The organism is Salegentibacter echinorum (genome assembly GCF_900129445.1).
In the GTDB taxonomy this organism is placed as follows: domain Bacteria; phylum Bacteroidota; class Bacteroidia; order Flavobacteriales; family Flavobacteriaceae; genus Salegentibacter; species Salegentibacter echinorum.
On sequence record NZ_FQVT01000003.1, the window covers coordinates 155,122 to 177,583 of the forward strand.

Genomic DNA, 22,462 nt, shown 5'->3' on the forward strand with positions numbered 1-22,462 from the left:
TCAAATTAACACATCATCACATCACCTCATCAACAATCTCTTCAACCTGCGTTTTATAATCAAACCAATGGATGTTGGGGTCTTTTCTAAACCAGGTGAGTTGTCTTTTGGCAAATCTACGGGTGTTTTTCTTAATTTCAGCTACTGCGGTTTCCAGACTACAGTTGCCTTTTAGAAACTCAAAAAGCTCTTTATAGCCCACGGTATTTAAAGCATTTAAATGGCGCTTTGGAAACAAGGCTTTTGCTTCCTCCAGCAAACCCGCCTGCATCATAAGATCTACCCGATAGTTGATCCTGCTGTAAATCACTTCCCTTTCAGCGGTAAGTCCTATGCTAATAGCCTTGAATTTTCTTTCTTCTTTTGGCTGATCTAAATAGGAAGAATAAGGGTGACCCGCACTCATGGAAACGGCCAAAGCGCGAATAACGCGTTGCGGATTTTGAATATCGGCGTCCTTAAAATAACTGGGATCTAAAGTTCTTAATTGCTCTTGCAATGGTTTTAAGCCTTCTTCTTCAAATTGTTTATTGAGTTGCGATTTAATTTCTGGGGGAACCTGCGGAAAATGATCTAAGCCCTGCAGCACAGATTTTGTGTAGAGTCCGCTGCCCCCCACCATAACGGCAACATCATTTTTCGTAAAAATCTCATTTAATTTTGCAAGGGCTTCAGTTTCAAAATCGCCTACGGTATATGGGTCTTCTATAGAACGTTGCTGAATAAAATGATGTGTGGCTGCAGCTAATTCTTTTTTAGAAGGAACTGCGGTACCCAGGTTCATTTCTTTAAAAAACTGCCGGGAGTCTGCCGAAATTATTTCAGTTTTAAAATGCTGGGCAAGGGCAATGGCAAGCGAGGTTTTTCCTATTGCGGTAGGTCCCACTACATTAAGTAGATGTTTATTTTTCATCGAGTCTTCTTCCGCAGTTATGACAAAATTCGGCATCATCTAAATGTTCTGTTTCATTGCAAAATCGACAGGCCTGGGTATTTTTTGGAATACTATCTTTTTCAGATTTAGTGAATTCTGAAGAGACAATCCCGGTAGGCACCGCAATAATTCCATAACCTACTATCATAATAAATGAGGCAATAAACTGGCCTAGCGGGGTAATGGGGTGAATATCTCCAAATCCTACGGTAGTGAGCGTTACAATACTCCAGTAAATGCTTACGGGAATATTATCGAAACCGCCGGCTTCGCCTTCAATAAGATGCATTAAAGTTCCTGCGATGATGCAAATAATTATAACGGCAAATAAAAAAACGGTAATTTTTGGTCCGCTGCTTTTTAAGGCATTCTTTAACCGATTGGATTCTCCAATATAGCGGGTAACCTTTAAGATCCTAAAAATTCTTAATAAACGTAGCGCCCGCACGGCAAATAACAAGTTGTGGCCACCAAAAATAAAGACTATATAGGTGGGCAGGGTAGAGAGTAAATCTACAATTCCGTAAAAACTAAAAATATAATGTTTGGGTTTTTTTATCGAAATAATGCGTAAAATATACTCTATGGTAAAAATAATGGTGATTACCCATTCTGCGATATAGAATTCCCAATAATATTTAAGGTTGAGATGACCAACACTCTCCAGCATCACTAGCGCAATACTAATCACAATAACAATTAGGATGCCGACATCAAAAACTTTCCCCGATGGGGTATCTGCCTCATAAATAATCTCATGCAGCTTATGTCTCCAGGCAGATTTTGGTTTAGTTTTACTCAAGGTAAAGGCGTTTAAGTACTATTCAAATTTAAGTAATTTCGTGATGATTTATAGTTTTATGACCCTTATTTGGTTTGCGGGTCTAACTGCAGGATCTTAATTCTCCTGTTTCTTCTCAAATAACTCTGGATGATATGCTGTGCATCGCGATCATTTTTCATGGGAGTAATTATAGATTTTATAATCTCCATATTCTTGATTTGATGATTTAAATTATAATACCCAATTCCTTTAAATTCCCCGTCTTCAATGAAAAGGGCACACTTTTCATCGATCTCCCGGCCGGGTGCTATTAACAGCATATTTTGGTTTTTGTAAGAGTGGCTGTCAATTAACTCCCTAACATGTTCGTTATAGGTAGAGGCCGGTTCTTTTTCTATACAGGCACCGTGACAATTTTCTATGGTGTATTGAAAACAAGGACCCTCCGTCTTCTCTAAGTGACATAGCTTTTTGCACAATTTATATTCTTCTACCCATTTTTCCAGGACATTTTTCCCTCTTTTAGCTGAAGAAAAAGTGGTAACACTACCTTTTCGTCCGGCTTTACCTATTTTTAGATGAATATATCCATTATCATCGGTTGTATGATACAAAGCATGGCTAAAGATATTTCCTTTTAGCGCTTTGTTGTATTTGGGTTTATTCTGTTTTATCTCCTGGTTTTCCTTTAATAATGCAGCAAGCTCATTACCCGTGGCTTCATAGCTCACCGAAGTAACTTCCTTCTGCATTTGCCGGGCTTTATGTTGCTCACTGGTAAAATGTTGCGTTACGCGTTTTTTAATATTCTTACTTTTACCTATGTAAATAATTTCCCCGTCTTTATCGTGAAAATAATAAACCCCGGTAGTACCCGGTAGATCTTCTAAAATATAAATAAGTTTAGTGTCTAATCTACGTTTTGGTTCCAGTCTTACCGCATCTTTAAGAATGTTTTTTTCTACATCTTTAGCCATTAACATTTTAAAGAGCTTAACGGTCGCCTGGGCATCACCACTGGCTCGATGCCTGTCGCTTAATGGAATTCCCAACGCTCTTACCAGTTTCCCCAAGCTGTAGGATTTCTGTCCCGGCATAAGCTTTTGGGAAAGTTCTACCGTACAAAGCGATTTCTTTTCAAAATTAAAGCCCAAACGTCTAAACTCGGTGCGTAAAATTCGGTAATCGAATTTAGCATTATGGGCTACCAGGATACAATCTGAAGTAATCTCTACGATACGCCTGGCAACCTCATAAAACTTAGGTGCATTGCGAAGCATATCATTACTTATCCCTGTGAGTTTAACTACAAACGGCTGAATTGGTCTTTCGGGATTAACGAGACTTATAAATTGATCTATTACTTTATGCCCATCGAATTTATAAATGGCAATTTCAGTAATTCCTTCTTCATTAAATTTACCACCCGTGGTTTCTATGTCTAATACTGCGTACAAAAATTTCCTGCTTCTGTTGTTTCTACTCGATGATGGGGATCAGTCCCGGTAACTATCGGGATTTCTGAGGTTTATCTCAAGATAAATATTCCTTTTGTATAGTGAGATTGTTTAAAAAGTTAGAGATTGCTTCCTGACCCGCAGTGACGAATCACAATACTTTTAGCCTCAGTTTATTTCCAAATAATTGGGGGGAATTAATCCCTGGCGCCAAAAAGACTACTGCCTATGCGTAGCATATTGCTACCACATTCCAGGGCAATTTTATAATCCCCACTCATTCCCATGGAAAGGATGCTCATTTCTGAATATTTCTCTTTAAAATCATCAAAAACCGATTTTAAATGTTGAAATTCCTTTTTCACCTGTTCTTTATCGTCTGTAAAGGTAGCCATGCCCATAAGGCCTTTTACCTTAACGTTCTCAAATTCTTTAAATTTATCTGAATTTAATATCTCTTCGGCTTCTTCAGCAGAAATCCCGTATTTACTGTCTTCTTCAGCAATTTTTATTTGTAAAAGGCAGTCTATGCTGCGGGAACATTTTTTGGCTTGCTTATTTATTTCTTTAAGTAACTTAAGACTATCTACCGCGTGCACTAAGTGAACAAAAGGCGCCATGTATTTTACCTTATTACGCTGTACATGTCCCACCATATGCCATTTTATGTCATTGGGTAACTGTTTGTATTTTTCGGTCATTTCCTGTATCTTATTTTCACCAAAATGCCTAATTGGGGTATCGTAAGCTTCCAGTAGATCTTCTACCGGTTTGGTTTTTGAAATAGCTACAAGGGTGACATCCTCTGGGATTTCATTTTTAAATTGCCTTACATTCTCTTTAATATCCATATAAAACCTGTTCTTTAAAATTCGTAAATCGTTAATCCGCTTCTCAATTTAGGCTCAATATAAGTGCTTTTTGGGGGCATTGTTAAACCTTCATCTGCAGTCTCCTTAATCTCTTCTATACTTAAGGGAAGCATTCCAAAACCTACTGCAAACTCGCCACTATCAATGCGGGATTTAATTTCAATAAGATCATACTTGCCGTGAATATAAGAAATACGCCTGTCATTTCTAAGATCTTCAATTCCTAAAATGGGTTGCAGTACTTTTTTATATAAAATATAAGGGTCTAATTTACTTAGCGAATCGCTAAATTTATAATTGGTTTTTCTTAAATACAACGAGTAAAATTCCCCGTCTAAATACATATTGAAGTGATGTTTCTCTAGCGGAGCCAAAAATTTATTGCCGTGATTTTCTATTCTAAAGTGTTCATCTAATTTTATAAGAAACTCTTCTTTGCTGTAATTATTAAGGTCTCTAATGAGCCTACTATATTCGTGGATTTTAAGATTACTTTCTGAAATAAGGTAACTCATAAAGTAGTTGTATGACTCGCGGCCATTGTGTCCCGGGTTTCCATTTTCAGTTTCTTTAGAAAGCATATAAGAAGAAGCACTGCGATGGTGCCCATCTGCAATATACAAATGTGACATTTTCTCAAATTCCTCTTTTATGGTTTCCACTAAAGGTGTTTTGTCTATCTTCCACAAATAATGTACCTCTTTGTCTGTTGTGGCAAATTCATACTCAGCACGGGTTTGCATAACCTGCTTCAACAACTCATTAAGCCTGGGACTATCGGGATAAGTGAGCAGTACCGGCTCTGTATTAAAACCAACCGTTTTTAAATAATCTTTAAAAAGTATTTCCCTGTTGGCAATGGTATCCTCGTGTTTTTTAATGAGGTTGTTCTCGTAATCTTTTACACTGGCTGCCGCGATAATGCCAAAACAGCTAGTCTCCCTGCTTACTATTTTATAGAGGTAATAAGCCGGTTTTTTGTCTTTTATAAACGAGTTTTCTTCTTTAAACTCCAGGTACCGGTTTCTAACCATTTCAAATTTATGGCTCCCGGTAATTTGATGCTGAAATTTAAACCCCGGGTTTAAAATATGTAGAAAAGAATACGGGTTATACTGGAGTATCGCCTTAATCTCTGCTTCACTATAATCATCGTAAGAGCGGGTGGCCACCAGGCCAGCTTTAGCCCGCAAAGGCCTAACCGCTTTAAAAGGAAGTATTTGTGTCAAAAAACTGTAATTAAGTTTTAATGAGGATTAACTAAATTGTTCAGAAACTTTTTCAGCTTTCTTACTTTCAGAATAATCATAGAAACCTTCACCAGATTTTACGCCTAGTTTTCCTGCTGTTACCATATTAGTGAGTAGGGGACAGGGTGCGTATTTAGGATTCTTAAAGCCGTTGTACATAACTTCCAGAATAGAATGACAAACATCTAAACCAATAAAATCGGCTAATTGAAGTGGTCCCATGGGATGGGCCATTCCCAATTTCATTACCGTATCTATTTCTTTAACTCCGGCCACGCCGTTGTAAAAACTTTCAATAGCTTCATTAATCATAGGCATTAAAATCCTGTTGGCAACAAAACCGGGATAGTCATTTGCCTCCACCGGAACTTTTTTTAAACTTTCTGAAAGTTCCATGGTCTTATTAGTGATCTCATCACTGGTATTGTAACCTCGAATAATTTCTACCAATTTCATTATAGGCACGGGATTCATAAAGTGCATGCCAATTACACGTTCGGGATTTGAAACAACCGAAGCAATTTTAGTGATAGAAATAGAAGAAGTATTACTGGCCAACACCGTTTCTTTAGAGCAGGTCTCGTCTAATTGTTTAAAGATCTTTAATTTTAGTTCTTCATTTTCGGTGGCAGCTTCAACCACAACCTCTGCATTTTTAACTCCTTCAGGAATATCGGTGAACGTGGTGATATTGTTTAAGGTGGCTTCCTTATCGGCCTCGCTTATTTTTTCTTTGGAAACCATTCTATCCAGGTTTCCCGAGATGGTTTTCATGCCATTATTCAGGCTTTCTTCAGAAATATCAATGAGGTTTACCTGGTATCCAAACTGGGCAAAAGTATGGGCAATTCCGTTTCCCATAGTTCCTGCTCCTATAACTGCTATATTTTTCATTTTGTGTGGTTTTAATTTCTTCGGAAGGTTTACTTCCTGTGATTTTATTGATTAATTAATCGCTAAAACTTGCTATTACCGCGTTGGCTACACGCAAGGCTTCGGCGCCCTGCTCTAAACTCACAATAGGTGTGGTATCGTTGTTTATGGCATCTGCAAAAGTTTCCAGTTCATCTAAAATAGCGTTGTTTGGGGAAACTTCAGGATTATCAAAATAAATTTGTTTTTTAACCCCTTCAGCATTTTGCAGGATCATGGCATAATCATCAGGATTTTCTGGGACATCTTTCATTTTTACCACCTCACATTTTTTCTCCAGAAAATCTACCGAAATATAAGCATCCCGCTGAAAAAACCTCGATTTACGCATATTTTTCATGGAAATTCGGCTGGCGGTAAGATTTGCAACACAGCCATTTTCAAACTTGATCCTGGCATTCGCAATATCGGGAGTGTCACTTATTACAGCTACTCCGCTGGCACTAATATCTTTTACTTTAGAATCTACCACGCTAAGCACGGCATCAATATCGTGTATCATTAGGTCTAAAACCACCGGCACATCGGTACCCCGCGGATTAAACTCTGCAAGCCGGTGCGCCTCAATAAACATGGGGTTTTCTATGCGAGAAGCAACTGCCCTAAAAGCGGGATTAAAACGTTCTACATGCCCAACCTGGCCTTTTACTTTATGTTTCTCGGTTAGGGCAATAAGTTCTTCTGCCTCGGCAAAAGTATTGGTAATTGGTTTTTCAATAAAAAGATGCTTTCCTTTTTTTATGGCAATTTTGGCAACTTCGAAGTGGGAAAGGGTAGGGGTAACTACATCTATTACATCTACAGCATCTAAAAGTTCATCTATAGATTTAAAAGAAGTATAACCAAATTCTTCCTGCACCTGTTCTGAATTCTCTAAACTAGCATCATAAAAGCCTACCAGTTCATATTTTGAAGATTGATTAAGTAATTTTAGGTGAATCTTCCCCAGGTGCCCGGCACCCAATACGCCAACTTTCAACATATTTTAGCATTTTCCACAAAAATAGCATTTTGATTGTAAATAGTTTAGAAATTAGTACAGGAATCTCCCCGGTTTTCACTTTGAAACTTTGCAAACGAATGAGTACTTTTACAGTTTAAATGGTGTAAAAGTGATTAAGGACAACTATAGACATAAAGGCAAGAGGCAGCAATTGGTAAATATTGTAAAAAAGAAAGGAATTACCAGCCAATCGGTAATTGAGGCTATTGGTAAAATTCCCAGGCACCTTTTTATGGATAGCAGTTTTGAAGATCACGCTTACCAGGATAAGGCTTTCCCCATTGCGGCAGATCAAACTATTTCCCAACCTTATACTGTAGCTTTCCAAACAGAAAAATTGGAAGTAGAAAAAGGAGACAAGGTGCTGGAGATTGGAACCGGGAGTGGTTATCAAACTGCGGTTCTATGTGAGTTGGGCGCAAAAGTATATAGTATAGAGAGACAGCGGGAACTATATAAAAAAACTAAATCTTTCTTGAATAAAATAGGCTACCGTCCCAAGCACCTTAGTTTTGGAGATGGTTATAAAGGTATGCCAAATTATGCACCTTTTGATAAAATTGTAGTTACTGCGGGAGCGCCTTATGTTCCTAAAGCTTTGTTGGGCCAATTGGCTGTTGGCGGAAGAATGGTTATTCCCGTTGGCGACGAATCTCAAACCATGACGTTGTTTATTAGAAAATCCCTTCACGAATTTGATAAAACCGAGTTTGGAGAATTTCGGTTTGTTCCTTTATTGGAGGATAAGAATTAGGTTCTCGGTTCTCGGTTTTCAGTTATGGGGTCTGAGTTTTAATTAATGTCATTTCTAAACCTGCTGGTTTCTGGCTTTTTTTTGGTTTGTTTTTTGACATTAGTTGCGGGGTGCAAGTTGCGAGTTGCATGTTGGCCCACTGCCTACTGGTACTGCCTACTGAACACCGCTGCCTAATTTTTTCTCTTATCGATCTTTCTTGGGCTACACTATACAATCTACATTCTACATCCCCCATATTTCCTACTCACTACGACTGCCAACTGGATATTGCAACTGCCAATTGATTTTCCTTTATCGAATAAATAATGCATTTTATCTATTTCTTATTTCACTGATTGTCAGTATAATATTACGAAATTTTTTTGTCAAAGTTAAGTGGATTCCCCTATATTTGATTATCCCAAATTACTTACGCTACTGGTTTTTCCATTCCCCCCGGAAAAAAGATTATTGATTGTTTTTAAGTTTATTTCCCTACATCATTGCCCCAAGCAATTTTTATTAATTGGCTTTTACAGCTATAAACTAATTTATTATGATTTCAGAAAAGAAACATTTATTGGTGGTTACCAATAAGCAGAGTATGCTGGACTGCATTGAGGAGGGAACAAGTATGCAATTTGAAATAGCTCACGCTAGTTCATTGCACGTAGGATTTAATATGGCACTTAATCTCCTTCCCGATATTATTCTTTTGGACTATTCCTCGTTTAGATCTGGAAGAAATTTTAAAAACATTGCCAACTTCAAATCTAACCATTTTTTAACCAAAGCCTGGTTAGTAGTTTATGTCGATGAGTGTTATCGTGCTGAGGCTGAAAGTAGGTTTAGAAAAGTTGTAGATGAATTTGTTTATTCCTCAAGCGTGGAAGCATTATGTGGAAAAATCATAAAGATGGTTTATTCTAACCCCTCTCTTTCAAATTTTTGGAAAGACTCTTTTATGGGAATGTTTCACCTTCTCTCCAAACCTGTATTGCTATTGGATCAAAACGAAATCATTGAGATGAACGATGCTTTTAAACAGAATTTTAGGATAACTAAAAAAGAGGGGCTGCAGCTTACAGATTTTGTAAGATGTGAGAATGTACAAAAAGTAAAGGAAAGCTTAAGGAATTTTGCCCGTGGTAAACATATAAAAGCAGTCACTAAAGCTCCTTTATTACTTAGAAATGATAAAATAAGAAACGCGCGCATTAACTTTTCCAAACTAAACAGGAATTGCAATCATTATTTTATTATGATAATTGATTTTATGGAGGGTGAGGAGATGATTAATTCTAATATTGGCACCACCTCGAATGCTGTAGAAGAATGTTTTAATGAGAATAAACAAATAGCCGACTTTAAATTCACTAAAAGAGAAAAGGAAATTATAGAGCTGTTAATTAAAGGTTATCGCACTAAAGATATCTCTAAGACGCTCTTTATTTCTGCTAAGACCATAGAAAAACATAGATCCAACATCATTAAAAGAACTAATTCTGATACGATTTTAGAGAGTATTATTTACGCTATAAATCATAAATTACTCGACCTTCAAAAAGTATAACCAACCTGAAAATCAAAATACGCGGGAATTCCCCCATTGATTTAAAGAAGGTTTTGCTACTATATTTACATCAACAAAAGTAGTCACCCCAATTCCACTACTTTAAAGTAAATTGATCAATTACACTTCCCCGAGGTAATTGTTGTGTGTAGCCAGAAATACCTACAAATAAGGCTACAAGTATTAAAAACTAAGTATTAACCAAACGCTTTAAAGATATGAAAAGCTTTAAACTCCATTCAATAGGTATTGCAATCTGTGCGTTGTTTTGTTTATCCTGCAGTAAGGAACAAGCGAATTATATAGATACTGAAGAAATGAAAATGGGATTTATAGCGATGGAAACGGTATTTGGGGGATCTAATAAGGCTGGAGATTTTAGGCAAGCTATCCCGCAGTGCTCTGAAGAGACCCCGACTTTTGCCAGGGTAGTTTTAACCCACGATCTTGGAGAAGTGGATGCGATAGTTCCAATACTTTCAGATGATAATGATTTTTTTACAGATTATGATGATGAGTTGGCTATTCCAATTCCTTCCGGTCAAAATAGTACCAATGTTAGTCTCACAGATTTTATGGTTTATGCAGGTAATCCTGAAAATAACAGTCAGTTACCCCCTATTTGGGTGGCACCGAAAGAAGGTAGTGAGTATGCTGTTTTTGTAAATAACCCCCTGGCAATAAATTTTAAACTAGGCGCCGGTACGAAGAAATATGTACCTATAGAAGTTTTGTGCTTCGACGATAGGGAAGTAAATCAATATGGATATCAATTTTTTGATGTAAAACCTTTATCGCTAATTAAATTCTGCCTGTTTGGGAATTACTGTGCCCCAGATACTGGAAAACACTATGTAGCTGGTTATCAGGTAAACGTTTGGCAGGGTACAGATGCCAGCGGCGATTTACTCTATGATGAGTTAACAAGTGAGGTACATTTCAAGGAAAATGGTGAGATATATTATGCAAAACCTTTATGTCTATGGCTGCCAGACAGATCGGGAGTGGATAATTACTATTTTGAAATTAGTATAAACAATACAGCAGAGTATAATACTGTTGATGCTGGTAAAGTTGTGCTCTCGGGTGCGATTACCGATGCAGGAATTAAGATGTATTACAACGAAGATAATACTATGGATTATTACCATTTTAGGTATGGATGTGAATCTGAGAATGCGCCGCCATTTGTGGTGCCAAATCAATAAAAACAAAGAAAACCCCGGTTTAAAACTCAATTGTTGACTTTAAATCCTGGAAATATTAACCATTCTAAATTTTTAATTATTAACCTTTAAATACTTTTAACTATGAAAAATTTTAAAAATTACTTTATGTATTTCGCAGTATTAGCGTTATGCTTTACTTCCTGTAGTAAGGAGGAATCGGGCAGTTTGCCAGATGATGGTGAAAAAGCTCAATTGTCTTTTGGCACCACTTTGAATGATTTGCTCAATAATGGAGCGAAGAATCAAACCAAAGCACATTTTTCTGACATTCCAGAATGTTCAGACGAAGCTCCTGCAACTGTGGATGTAGTAATATCCCAATCCAGCGGTGCTGATATAGAGTTAACATTAGATGTTTTGTCTGATGATCTTGACGGAGATGGGGATATGGATTATTACACAGATTATTCCAGTGATCTTGAACTTTCTCCCGGTATTTATACTTTAGAGGAATTTATCGTGAGGGATTCTGATGGTGATATGATTTGGATTGCTCCTATCGATGATGGTTCTGGAGACTTTGACGGTTATGTTACCAATCCATTACCAATGGATATTGACCTTAAAGCAGGTGTTAAAAAGTATGTTGACGTAGAAGTATTGTGCTACGATGATCGTATGGCCAATCTTTATGGATACCTTTTCTTTGATATTGAAGGAAAAGAACTTATTGAATATTGCATATTTGGTAACTACTGTACACCTAATGGAAGACACTATACTGCATCTTACAGTGTAGATGTATGGAACTATGAAGACGGTGAAAAAACCGATCAACTTTATGATGACCTTACTGCTGGAGTAAGCCAGAACAATGATGGCGACTATGCTGCAGATCCATTATGTATTGTATTACCAGATGGTGAAGGTGATGATGAATACTGGATTGAAATCACTATTCTTAGTACAGATGAATACAATGTAACCGAAGAAATTATTCGTGCCGGTGCAATTACCGATACAGAAGTTAGAACTTTATTCGATGGAGATGACAACTTAGAATATTACCATTTCTTTGAAGGAGATTGTGGTGAAGACGATATGATGATTCCAGATCCTCGCGAAGACAAAGAGTACTATAAAGCTTGTTTGAAATCTTTAAACGGTTCAGAAGTGGTAGCTTTTTCATATTTAGCTTTAACAGAGAATTCTTCTGGAACAACTTTATATACTCAGGTAGTTGCTAATAACACAGAAGCTAATCAACCGCACCCACAACATATACATGGGTTTACCGATGGTACTATTTCTACCTGCCCAGATATGTCTCAGGATAGTAATGGAGATGGTTTAATTCAACTTGGAGAAGGAGCGGCAACCTATGGTGGAGTTTTATTGGCCTTAGAGAATGCAGATTCAAGCTTCCCTACAGCTGACGGTACTGGAATGTACTTCTACCAGAGAACATTTAATCTTTCTGGAAGTCTTTCTGGTGATCTAGATCCATTAGATGAGAAAACAGCGGTACTACACGGTATGACAGTAGGCGGATCTTATGAAGCCACATTGCCAATCGCTTGTGGACCTTATGTTCAGCAATAAGCATGTGTGTGAGTGATTCTTAATAAAGAATAGAAACAAAGACACCTCTTGTTTCTCAGGAGGTGTCTTTATTTTAAAATCAGATTTTTAGTAAGGCTAAAATCTTAAATTTTTAAATGATGAAAAAATATAAAATACTAATGGCTTGCATTGCTATTTTTGCATTGCTATTTTCTTCCTGTAGTAAGGAAGAAGATCCCATGCAAAATACGAGTGCAGATAAAGCTACATTGTCATTTGGGGTAAGCCTAAATGATCTCTTAAACAAACAACCGACAACCAAATCCCATTTTTCCGATGTTCCAGAATGTTCAGATGCTGAACCGGCAACTGTAACCATATCTGGTAGACGAGCGGGTTCAAGTGGATCATCCACTTTTACTTTAGATGTACTATCAGATGATCTTGATGGAGATGGGAATATGGATTATTATACAGATTATTCCGAAGATCTGGAATTAGAACCAGGTCAATATATACTTGAAGAATTCATTGTTTATGATGATGATGGAAATGTTATTTGGGTGGCTCCTATAGATGATGATGATAGTGGAGAATATGATGGTTATGTTGATAATGCATTACCAATGGAAATAGACCTTAAGGCTGGAGTGAAGAAATATGTGGATGTAGAAGTGCTTTGCTTCGATGATAGGGAAGTAAATCAATATGGCTACCTTTTCTTCGATTTAATTCCGAAGAAACTTCACGAGCTTTGTTTCTTCGTTAACTATTGTGCAGATAATGGCCGTCACTACACCGCAAACTATAGCTTAGATCTATGGTACGTTAATGACGACGACGATGATAATAATATGCAAATAATTGATGGGGATATGCCGAATACCGGTATGAACAATGACGGAGATTATTTTGCAAACCCTTTATGTGTTGCGGTTCCAGAACCAATTTATGGTGAGGCTGCAGAGGATGATTACCTGTATTACGAACTTACCTTAGAAGATTGGGACGGTAATTATGGCGATGTTGACAATAGTGCCACGATCTCTGGTTATTTAAGCTGGGCTGATGTTCAGGAAATGCTAGATAGAGATGGAGATGATACCACTGTAGATTACCTGCATTTATCTTTTAATTGTGGTGACGATGATGGTAATGGAAATGGAAATGGTGGAGAATGTGATCTTGAAGATCCTAACGCCGATTGTGATAATGACAATGTGCCAAATGGCCAGGACCAATGTGAAGGTTTTGATGATAATATGGATTATGACGGTGATGGAGTACCAGACGGTTGTGATGATGATATAGATGGTGACGGTGTACCAAACGATGTAGATGAATGTCCTGAAACTCCACTTGGAGTAGAAGTTGACGAATTTGGATGTGAGGTAGATGATTCTACGGAATGTGAATTCACAATAACTGTAGATTGTACAAATTACTATCTCAATGGAAATGTTTCAGAACCCACTGTTATTGATGATCCTGCCTTCTTTTTAGGAGATAATTTTAATGAAAGAGTTGCTACGATAACTATAGATTGGTCCATAGGAGGAGATATTTTTTATGTGATAAATATGATAGATGGTTATACACTGCAGGACTATCAAATTAAAATTTATTCAGACGCGGCACTATCAAATGAAATTTGTCGTACCGAATCTGGACTTGATGCTGAGGGAGAAGGAGCTGCAGAGGGAACATTTAATGTTTCAGGCGCTTTTTCTGATGTCTTCTATGCAAGCATTGTAGCTAATGTTTGTGGTGATGAAGTAGAATAGATAATGAAATATCCAGTGAACTTATATTACCGGGGGGTGACTAATTCACTGGATTGGTTTTTGTATCTCGATTTCTATTGACAGATATAGAGACAGGGCTGTGCGATTTTATCGCACAGCTTTTTTGTTTTATTAAAGCGGCAATATGGAAAAATCCTAATTACGGGTTTTCTCTTAGATCTTACTTTCATGAAAATAAATTTTCTTTTTTTTCGTTATTGTGAAATTATCGACAACAAAATTAGTCCGCGATAGATTCTTGTAGGAATCTGACTATTAAAATGTTATAATTGGTTTTTTGTTTTTTTTGGAACGAAGCTTGCCATTTCAGCGGAAACTATATTTAATTAAATTTTAAAAAAGTAATACCCTACTTATGAAAAAAAGTAAATTTTTATTATTACCTGTTTTAGCGATTTTAGCTTGTAGTAAAGACGAAATTTCAGAAAATGTTGAAACAGAAGCTCAAATTAAACCCGAAGAAATTGCTAACCAGGGCTCTGAAGTAGCCTACCCCGAAAACACCGGATCTATCTCTAATATTTATTATGCTGGTCAAAAAATGCCGGTAGAACAACATAACGAAGATTATGTTTACCAGGGAGACATCCTTATTCCGGCCAATAAATCCAGCAAATCACCCCAAACCATTATCTATAAGAATAAGGAAGCGATCCCGCAAACAAAGAGTACCGGTAAAACATCTGGAAGATGGCCTAATAATACCGTATATTATTCAATTAGTTCTAATTTGCCTGAAAAAAGTCGTGTTTATGATGCCATAAAACATTGGGAGAGTAAAACCTCTTTAAAATTCAAAAAGCGTTCAGGTCAATCTAATTATATCTATTTTACTCCCGGTTCCGGCTGTGCTTCCTATGTTGGGATGATAGGAGGTAAACAGAAGATTACCCTGGCCTCCAATTGTAGTACGGGTAATACTATTCACGAAATAGGTCACGCCGTAGGATTATGGCACGAACAAAGCAGGGTAGATAGGAATGATGTAATTAGCGTACATTTAGAAAATGTAAGAAAAGGTACCGAGCATAACTTTCATACCTACGAGACCAATGGTTTTGATGGGGACGAATATACCAGTAACTTAGATTTAGGCTCTATAATGATGTATGGTCCATATTCTTTCTCAACTAATCGTAAACCCACTATTACTAAAAAAGACGGTAGTCTTTATAAGATTCAGCGTAACGCTCTTTCTACCGGTGATATAGCAGGTATCAACAAGATGTATCCTAAAAATGATAAAGAAAAACCTACCTACGAAAATGGGGAGTATTATACGATAAATGGAATTACAGCTTTAAGAATGTATGATGCCTGGCTACATTATTCGAAATATGGATGGTTGGAAATAAAATTCTACAAGAATTACTGGTATTACGTTTAACCTAATTCAGTAATTACCAGGAATTTTAAATTTATATTTTAACAAAACCCGAATTTTTATTCGGGTTTTTACATTTGTTTAAATTAGAAATTTCCAGCACTTAAAGGTCATATTCCATTCTCAATTAAGATTGAAATAGATATAATATATTAATGTTAAATTAAAGAGAAATGTTCTTTAGACAGGAATAGCAATTTATGCTCAATTACCCCTCAGTTTAACTTTTTCCTAACTTTGCGTGATCGGTTTTTCTACAAAGATGTGGAATAAATACACAGTTTCCTGGTGTTATATATCAATCGAATTACCACGCTGAAATTTTAACAAATTTATTTTCAATCGATGATTTAATATGCTTCCCAATTAATTTTTGATTTAGAACATTTTTTAAGGGTTTTCCCTTATAATAAAATGTGAAAGTATCTCATATCTTAGTTTTATTAAACGAGCTGTTTCCTACCTACTAAAGCTCAATACTAAACTCCCCATTTCGTTTACCTACAATTGAAATTATTAAGAATTGACTCCTTTTAGAGACATTAATTTAATGAGTTTTAAAATGAAAAAAATAATACGCCTAAGTTTATTCGTGTTCATCGTTTCTTTTGGTTTTTATTCCTGTACCAAAGAAGAAACAGGATTAGAAAATGAAGAATCCAGAAATGTGGGAAAATTATCCTTTGGAAGTGTTTTAAGTGATTTAGCGAATCGAAAATCGATCACTAAACAGGTGGAGGATGTATATGAAATTCCAGAATGTTCCAGCGACTCGCCTTTGTATGTTAGGGTTGCACTCAAAGTGAAAAATGAAAACGATATTTGGGAGTGGTTTAAAAATTCCAATGAAAATAAAATTGAAATTGAAGTAAACCCCAACGGCTCAGATATGGATGAAGATGGCACTTTAGATGCCTGGTTTACTCAGGAATCTTCAGATTTAGAACTGGAGGAAGGCTTATACTCACTGGAATACTTTGCCGTGGCCAGTGCCCCGGGAAATGATCCTGCCGATATTATTTATATGGCTCCCAGGCGACCACAAGGAGAGTTAGACTATACAGAAACTATCCAATACCATAATTTTGTTAAAAAGCCGCTACCCATAACTGTAAAAATTCGACCCGGGGTAAAATACTACCAACCGGTAGAAGTACTTTGCTATGAAGAGCATTATGCTTTTGCTTTTGGGTACCTTTTCTTTGACTTCAACAGTACCGCTTTAGAATACTTATGCGTTTTTGGTAATGTGTGTGATGAGTCACAACAACATCTTCCGGCCTCATTTAAAATTAAAGTCTGGAAAGAATCTGAAGCCGGTGATCTACTGGTCGTAGCACAAAATTCCAGAAAGTCGTTTACCGATGATAACGGCACGCACTACTATGCCGATGCCTTATGTTTCCCACTTCCTAAATTAAAACAAACTGAAAGCTTTTATGCCAAAATATGGCTAGTGGAAGATGATACCGAAACATTAATAAGAGAAGGAAATTTTGATAGTTATAATTTATCTCAAATATATAGGGCAGAACAGGAGCATTACTATTACCACTTTCGTGAAGGCTGTTGCGATACCGAAGATGAGGTTGCTTTGCTAAATGATCTTACCCAAAACGAAGGGGAATGTGAGGAAGAACCTCAGGATCCGGAAGAACCAGAAGATTGTGGGGTATGTGATGATGAAGATGATGATGGGAAAGTAAACGAGCTTAAGCTTAAATATATAGGACAAAATTCGATCACTTTAACAGTAATGAATAAAATTACAGGTAATAATGAAGCCATTATTGAGAATATAACAGTAATTGATGGTGATATTATAGATATCCCGGCCGAATGGAATCACGATGGCCACGGTAATATTATTGGTAATAATTTGGAATTTTTAATTGACGGACAAACCAATGAATTTATACACGTAAGTTGTTCTGAAGTGCTGTTTTTAGGAAAAAAGACTAGCCTGGAAGGGTCTGAAAAAAGTACGGAAAATGGAAATTTTGAAATTAACTATATAAAAACAAGCAGAGGAGGGGAATGTCCACTCCCACCGGAATAAAAATATTAAACCCATAAACCTGTCATTGGGTGGTTCTTTTACAGGTTTATATTCAAACCAATTATTAATTAATCTAAATTTTTTATTATGAAAAGAATTAAAATTTATTTAGCATTTGTAGCGATGGCGGCAATGCTGGTAACCTCTTGTAGCAAAGAGGACAATGGAGATGGTCCCGATGGGCCAAAAGGGGGCGATGAAATGGCTGCCCTTGGTTTTAACGCGCTTTTGCAAGGTTTCAATAAGTCAGTCTTAACAAAACAACAAACACCGGGAACACAAAATAATGGCTTGCCGGAATGTCCAGAAGATAGTGAAGAGGATTTATTTGTAAGAGTCCAATTATTAACAGGTGCTACTGGAGATAATGTTTACGAAAAAGACGGTGACTCTCATTTCGATGTGCCAATTATTCCTCAAAGCGATGGTACTTGGTTAACAGGAGAGGGCTCCAATGATGAATTGGAACTGCCTGAAGGAGTTTATAGACTTAATTACTTTGGTGTTTATGCATCGGGGGGCGATGATAATGATGACAACGATGACACACTTCTTTATCTTGCACCTCGTGATGATGATAATTATGGTCCTGCGCAATATCAAAATTTTGTTGACGACGCTTTGCCCAGTAATCCATTCTCTGTGAATAATGGACAAAAGAAATATGTTGATGTGCAAGTGCTTTGTTATGATGAACATTTTGTGAACAAGTATGGATATTTGTTCTTCGATTTTGAAGAAGTAGATATTCTTTACCTATGTCTTTTCGGCAACGTATGTGATGAAGAAACTGGAAGGCACACTCCCGCAGTATTTGAATTTGAAGTATGGAATTATAGTGGGGATAGTACAAACCCAAAAGGTTCTCCTTTATTCGTTGCCGGTAATGAATTGAAAGAAGGAACCGATGAATATGGAACCTATGAATATGCAGAACCCGTTTGTGTACAGTTACCAGATGCTCCAGGAGAAATTGACACCTATTATGGAGAAGTTTATTTGCTTAATAGTGATGGTACCCGTGGCGATCTCATTAGGTTTGGAATGTTTGATGAAACTGGTGTAAGGGCTCAAGATTATAGTGTAGATGGCAATGGTGATTCCACCAGTAACTATTACCACTTTAGAGAAGGGAATTGCTCAAATCAAGATGATTCAGATCCATGTTTGTTCTCAGCTCCAGTTGAATACAGTAATGACTTTGATGGAGATGATGATAAAGCTTTCCTTCCTGGTATAACTGGTATTGCTGGTAATTATGTGGATAAAACTACTGCTACACCTTCTAACACTGCAAATAGCGGTACAATGCAAGATGAAGGTACCTATGGTTTCTTTACCAGTCCAAGCCAGGTACATAGTAATTGGATTAACTTAACTGGTAGTGGTAATATGCTAATTATTAATGGAGAAGATGATGAGGCTAATACTTCTCCTTATTTTGTGATATCAGAAGAACAAATATGTCCAGATTCCGAGTACTTTATAAGCTTTGACATTGTGAATGTTCTAAAAAATGACAATGGAGGAGGGAATAACAATGTTGACCTTGCAGTAAGGGTTAACGGTACTCTTATTCCAGGCGCAAATATAGTTGCGCCTTATTCTAGTGGCTCCCAATCATGGATGTCAGTTGGCTTAAAGCTTAGAGCCGATGGCAATGGCGATATCAACTGCGTTTTTGAAAATGCAGAAACAGCTGCCAACGGTAACGATTTTGCTATAGACAATATCGTAATATCCAATGATCAAAATACACTTGATGGTTCTGAAGATGTTACTATAATTCAACCTTAAGCTGAATTAAATTTTTAGTTCAATTTTTAGAAGGGCCTATACGGGCCCTTCTTTTTTGCTTTTATTCCTTTAAAACTTTCAGGAAAATGAGAGACGGATTTACCTATTTATTTCTGCTTTCACAAAATTTATTAACTCTTCAAAAAAAGCGTTAAATTCTTCTTCGAATTCACTATAAAATTCGCGTAATTCATTTACCGCTAAGTTCATGGCTACCGGATGCGTAATCCTTCGGCCCATCTGACTTAGAATTTTTTCAATTCCATCTATAGTACGATAGCTATATAACCAATTTTGAGAAACCATATAAGGCAGAAAATTCTGTACCTTTTTGGGTAAAACTTTATAATTATCCTGTAAGAGTTTATAAAAATCTTCGGTGTAGGTTTTTAACCAGATGTCACTGTAGTTTTTCCAGTTGGCTGCCAGGAAGTGATCGTAGAGCACATCCATAATCACCCGACTATAATGTCCGTATTTATCGAATAGTTTAGAAACACTTTGGCTAACTATAGGATGGGTATCTGTAAAACTATCTATAGCCCGGTGCAGAATAATACCTTTCTGAATTCTTTCGGGATACTTTAAATACTGTTTTCCTTTTACAGAGTCTGCAATAAAATTTCCAATTTTTAATTCATCGTCGTCACCCGAAAGATAGATGTGTGCAAGAAAATTCATTCCCGAAAGTTACATAATTTACAAGGTTTGTTGCTTAATTTTTGTTAAGTTTTGGTGCTACTGGTTTACAGCTTATATTTGTTAATGTTTGAAACTAACTAAATTGAAAATATATAATTATGAGTTTAATAAAATCTATTTCGGGAATTCGGGGAACCATTGGAGGTAAACCCGGTGATAACCTCACGCCTATAGACACTGTAAAATTTGCAGCTGCTTATGGCACCTGGCTTAAAAATACTTCCGAAGATAAAAAGCTAACGGTAGTGGTGGGGCGTGATGCCAGGATTTCTGGAAAAATGGTTCAGGATCTAACTATGAATACCCTAACGGGACTGGGGATTAATGTAATAGATATTGATCTTTCTACTACGCCTACTGTAGAAGTGGCTGTTCCTTTAGAAAAAGCCGATGGCGGGATTATTCTTACCGCCAGCCATAATCCCAAGCAATGGAATGCTTTAAAATTATTAAATAACAAAGGGGAATTCCTCAACGGTGCCGATGGAGCAAAAATCCTGGAACTGGTTGAAGCCGATAATTTCAATTTTGCTGATGTTGATAGTTTAGGCGCAATTACCCGCAAAGAAGGTTATATCGATAAGCATATTGAAGAAGTGCTTAAGCTAAAACTAGTCGATGCTGAAAAGATAAAAAAAGCTAATTTTAAGGTCGTCGTAGATGCAGTAAATTCTACCGGGGGAATTGCAATTCCTGCGCTTTTAAAGAAATTTGGGGTAGAAGTTATAGAGCTCTATTGCGAACCAAATGGTCATTTCCCGCATAACCCGGAGCCTTTAAAAGAGCACCTTACCGATATTTCCAATTTAGTGAAAAAAGAAAAAGCCGATTTAGGAATTGTTGTGGATCCAGATGTAGATAGGCTTGCCATTGTTGATGAAAACGGAGAGATGTTTGGCGAAGAATATACCCTGGTAGCATGTGCCGACTATGTATTATCTAAAACTCCCGGTAACACGGTTAGTAATTTATCTTCTTCTCGAGCGCTTAGCGACGTGACTAAGAAGCATGGTGGTAGTTATAAAGCCAGTGCGGTTGGCGAAGTAAATGTGGTGCAACTTATGAAAAAAGAAAATGCAGTAATAGGTGGGGAAGGAAATGGTGGAATTATATATCCCGATGCCCATTATGGTCGTGATAGCCTGGTAGGGGTAGGGCTGTTTTTAACCCATCTTGCCGAGAAAAATATTAGCGTTTCAGCCTTAAGAAAGGAATATCCTGCTTATTTTATGAGTAAAAATAAAATTCAATTAACTCCGGAAATTGATGTAGATAATATTTTGAAAAAGATGGAAGAAAAATATAGTAAAGAGCAAATCTCTACTGTAGATGGCGTAAAGATTGATTTTCCTGAAAATTGGGTACACCTAAGAAAATCTAACACCGAACCAATTATTAGAATTTACACCGAAGCAAAAAGCCAAGAAAAAGCAGATCAATTAGCTGAAAATATGATCAAAGAAATTAAAGCGGTAATAGCTTAGGAATAGTTGAGTAGCACGTAGATGGAAGCGAAATCTCAATTATCATGAAAAATGCTTCAAATTTTATTTTTGCGATGTTTCCAGCGTTTATGTGTCCAAAGATAAAATTGAGGATCGTTTTTTATTTGCGTTTCTAATTCGGTAATATAATTTTGAGTTATCTCACCCGGTTCTTTTTGTTGCGGGTGATCTGCAAGATTAATAAAAGAGGCTTCATAATAGCCTCTTTTTGTTTTCTCTACTTTTAAATAAAGTACAGCCATATCAAATTGCCTTGCCATTTTTTCTGTACCAATAAAAAAAGGAACATCAATCCCCATAAAATTCATCCAGTTTTTATACCTGGGGGTTTTTGGTGACTGGTCTGCGATCATGGCATAAATACCCAGAAGGTTTTGTTGTTCGTTTCTTGTAATGGTTCGGGTGGCTTTGGCATTTCGAATAAGGATAGTTCCAAACCTACCGCGAATATCATTAACCAATTTATCAAAATTCCTATTTCTAATTTTTTTATAAATCCCAAAAGCTTTATGCTTTAAGTTGTGATTCTGCAAGGCAATTAGCCATTCATAACTGGCGTAATGCCCACACATAAGCATGATACTTTTATCGAGTTTCTCAATTCTTCTCAACTCATCTAAATTGGTAAAGGTGAAGCGTTTTTCTAATTCTTTTTCGCTTATGGAAATACTTTTAATCATCTCCAGAAACATATCTACCATGTGCGCATAAAAAGCTTTCCGAATTTTATTAATTTCCTCGGAAGATTTATTGGGGAAAACCAGACTTAGGTTTTCGGTGACTGTTTTTTTACGATAGCCTACCAAATAATAGACTATAAAATAGACCCCATCTGAAACACGGTAGAACAACCAAAATGGAAGTATTGAAATGAGCCAAAGCAGTGGGTAAACCAACCAGAAAACTACAGCTTGCATAAAATTAATTTCCGCAAAT

Annotated in this window: 18 protein-coding genes; 9 read left to right on the top strand and 9 right to left on the bottom strand. The window is 36.7% G+C overall.

The features are described 5' to 3' along the window. Nucleotides 1–16 precede the first annotated feature (16 nt). From miaA to BUA71_RS06755, 7 genes are all read right to left on the bottom strand, one after another. A complete protein-coding gene (miaA, locus tag BUA71_RS06725) occupies nucleotides 17–952 on the bottom strand; it encodes a tRNA (adenosine(37)-N6)-dimethylallyltransferase MiaA (protein ID WP_245812548.1) in 936 nt (311 codons plus the stop codon). Next, nucleotides 903–1,736: an ion transporter gene (locus tag BUA71_RS06730; protein ID WP_072877997.1), complete on the bottom strand. Its 834-nt coding sequence runs from the start codon at nucleotides 1,734–1,736 to the stop codon at nucleotides 903–905. Before BUA71_RS06730 ends, miaA begins: the two co-directional genes overlap by 50 nt. Nucleotides 1,737–1,801: 65 nt before the next feature. Beyond that, the gene (locus tag BUA71_RS06735; protein ID WP_072877998.1) at nucleotides 1,802–3,175 is read right to left on the bottom strand and encodes an exonuclease domain-containing protein; all 1,374 of its coding nucleotides are present in this window, start codon (nucleotides 3,173–3,175) and stop codon (nucleotides 1,802–1,804) included. Between the two features lie 197 nt (nucleotides 3,176–3,372). Beyond that, a complete protein-coding gene (locus BUA71_RS06740; protein WP_072877999.1) occupies nucleotides 3,373–4,026 on the bottom strand; it encodes a YggS family pyridoxal phosphate-dependent enzyme in 654 nt (217 codons plus the stop codon). A gap of 14 nt (nucleotides 4,027–4,040) precedes the next feature. Continuing rightward, complete coding sequence (locus BUA71_RS06745; protein WP_072878001.1) at nucleotides 4,041–5,276, bottom strand: DUF1015 domain-containing protein; 1,236 nt, start codon at nucleotides 5,274–5,276, stop codon at nucleotides 4,041–4,043. Between the two features lie 27 nt (nucleotides 5,277–5,303). Beyond that, the gene (locus BUA71_RS06750) at nucleotides 5,304–6,191 is read right to left on the bottom strand and encodes a 3-hydroxyacyl-CoA dehydrogenase family protein (protein WP_072878005.1); all 888 of its coding nucleotides are present in this window, start codon (nucleotides 6,189–6,191) and stop codon (nucleotides 5,304–5,306) included. A 55-nt stretch (nucleotides 6,192–6,246) separates the two neighbouring features. Continuing rightward, the gene (locus BUA71_RS06755; RefSeq protein ID WP_072878007.1) at nucleotides 6,247–7,212 is read right to left on the bottom strand and encodes a Gfo/Idh/MocA family protein; all 966 of its coding nucleotides are present in this window, start codon (nucleotides 7,210–7,212) and stop codon (nucleotides 6,247–6,249) included. A 133-nt stretch (nucleotides 7,213–7,345) separates the two neighbouring features. Here BUA71_RS06755 and BUA71_RS06760 point away from each other — a divergent pair, with 133 nt between their 5' ends. The 8 genes from BUA71_RS06760 to BUA71_RS06795 all read left to right on the top strand — a co-directional run bounded on the left by BUA71_RS06760 (nucleotide 7,346) and on the right by BUA71_RS06795 (nucleotide 19,319). Further along, nucleotides 7,346–7,987: a protein-L-isoaspartate(D-aspartate) O-methyltransferase gene (locus BUA71_RS06760; RefSeq protein ID WP_072878402.1), complete on the top strand. Its 642-nt coding sequence runs from the start codon at nucleotides 7,346–7,348 to the stop codon at nucleotides 7,985–7,987. A gap of 538 nt (nucleotides 7,988–8,525) precedes the next feature. Next, nucleotides 8,526–9,542 (top strand): response regulator transcription factor, encoded by a 1,017-nt coding sequence (locus tag BUA71_RS06765; protein ID WP_072878008.1) that lies wholly within the window; start codon nucleotides 8,526–8,528, stop codon nucleotides 9,540–9,542. A 218-nt stretch (nucleotides 9,543–9,760) separates the two neighbouring features. Continuing rightward, a complete protein-coding gene (locus BUA71_RS06770; RefSeq protein WP_072878010.1) occupies nucleotides 9,761–10,750 on the top strand; it encodes a hypothetical protein in 990 nt (329 codons plus the stop codon). Nucleotides 10,751–10,852: 102 nt separating this feature from the next. Continuing rightward, on the top strand, nucleotides 10,853–12,313 hold the full coding sequence (locus tag BUA71_RS06775; protein ID WP_072878011.1) for a hypothetical protein: 1,461 nt from the start codon (nucleotides 10,853–10,855) through the stop codon (nucleotides 12,311–12,313). Between the two features lie 119 nt (nucleotides 12,314–12,432). Beyond that, nucleotides 12,433–14,058, top strand: a complete 1,626-nt coding sequence (locus BUA71_RS06780) for a thrombospondin type 3 repeat-containing protein (RefSeq protein ID WP_072878013.1) — start codon at nucleotides 12,433–12,435, stop codon at nucleotides 14,056–14,058. Between the two features lie 376 nt (nucleotides 14,059–14,434). Further along, entirely contained in the window at nucleotides 14,435–15,466 is a 1,032-nt protein-coding gene (locus BUA71_RS06785; protein ID WP_072878015.1) for a M12 family metallopeptidase, read from the top strand. Between the two features lie 559 nt (nucleotides 15,467–16,025). Beyond that, the gene (locus tag BUA71_RS06790; protein WP_139277069.1) at nucleotides 16,026–17,522 is read left to right on the top strand and encodes a hypothetical protein; all 1,497 of its coding nucleotides are present in this window, start codon (nucleotides 16,026–16,028) and stop codon (nucleotides 17,520–17,522) included. A gap of 132 nt (nucleotides 17,523–17,654) precedes the next feature. Next, a complete protein-coding gene (locus BUA71_RS06795; protein ID WP_139277070.1) occupies nucleotides 17,655–19,319 on the top strand; it encodes a hypothetical protein in 1,665 nt (554 codons plus the stop codon). A gap of 99 nt (nucleotides 19,320–19,418) precedes the next feature. Here the strand turns inward: BUA71_RS06795 and BUA71_RS06800 are convergent, their stop codons facing one another. Further along, nucleotides 19,419–20,000, bottom strand: coding sequence for an acyl carrier protein phosphodiesterase (locus BUA71_RS06800; RefSeq protein WP_072878023.1), 582 nt, complete (start codon nucleotides 19,998–20,000; stop codon nucleotides 19,419–19,421). 119 nt (nucleotides 20,001–20,119) lie between these two features. Between BUA71_RS06800 and glmM the strand changes: the two genes are divergently transcribed. Then, nucleotides 20,120–21,505, top strand: coding sequence for a phosphoglucosamine mutase (glmM, locus tag BUA71_RS06805; RefSeq protein WP_072878025.1), 1,386 nt, complete (start codon nucleotides 20,120–20,122; stop codon nucleotides 21,503–21,505). A 56-nt stretch (nucleotides 21,506–21,561) separates the two neighbouring features. Here the strand turns inward: glmM and BUA71_RS06810 are convergent, their stop codons facing one another. Next, a complete protein-coding gene (locus BUA71_RS06810) occupies nucleotides 21,562–22,443 on the bottom strand; it encodes a lysophospholipid acyltransferase family protein (protein WP_072878026.1) in 882 nt (293 codons plus the stop codon). Between the last annotated feature and the right edge of the window lie 19 nt (nucleotides 22,444–22,462).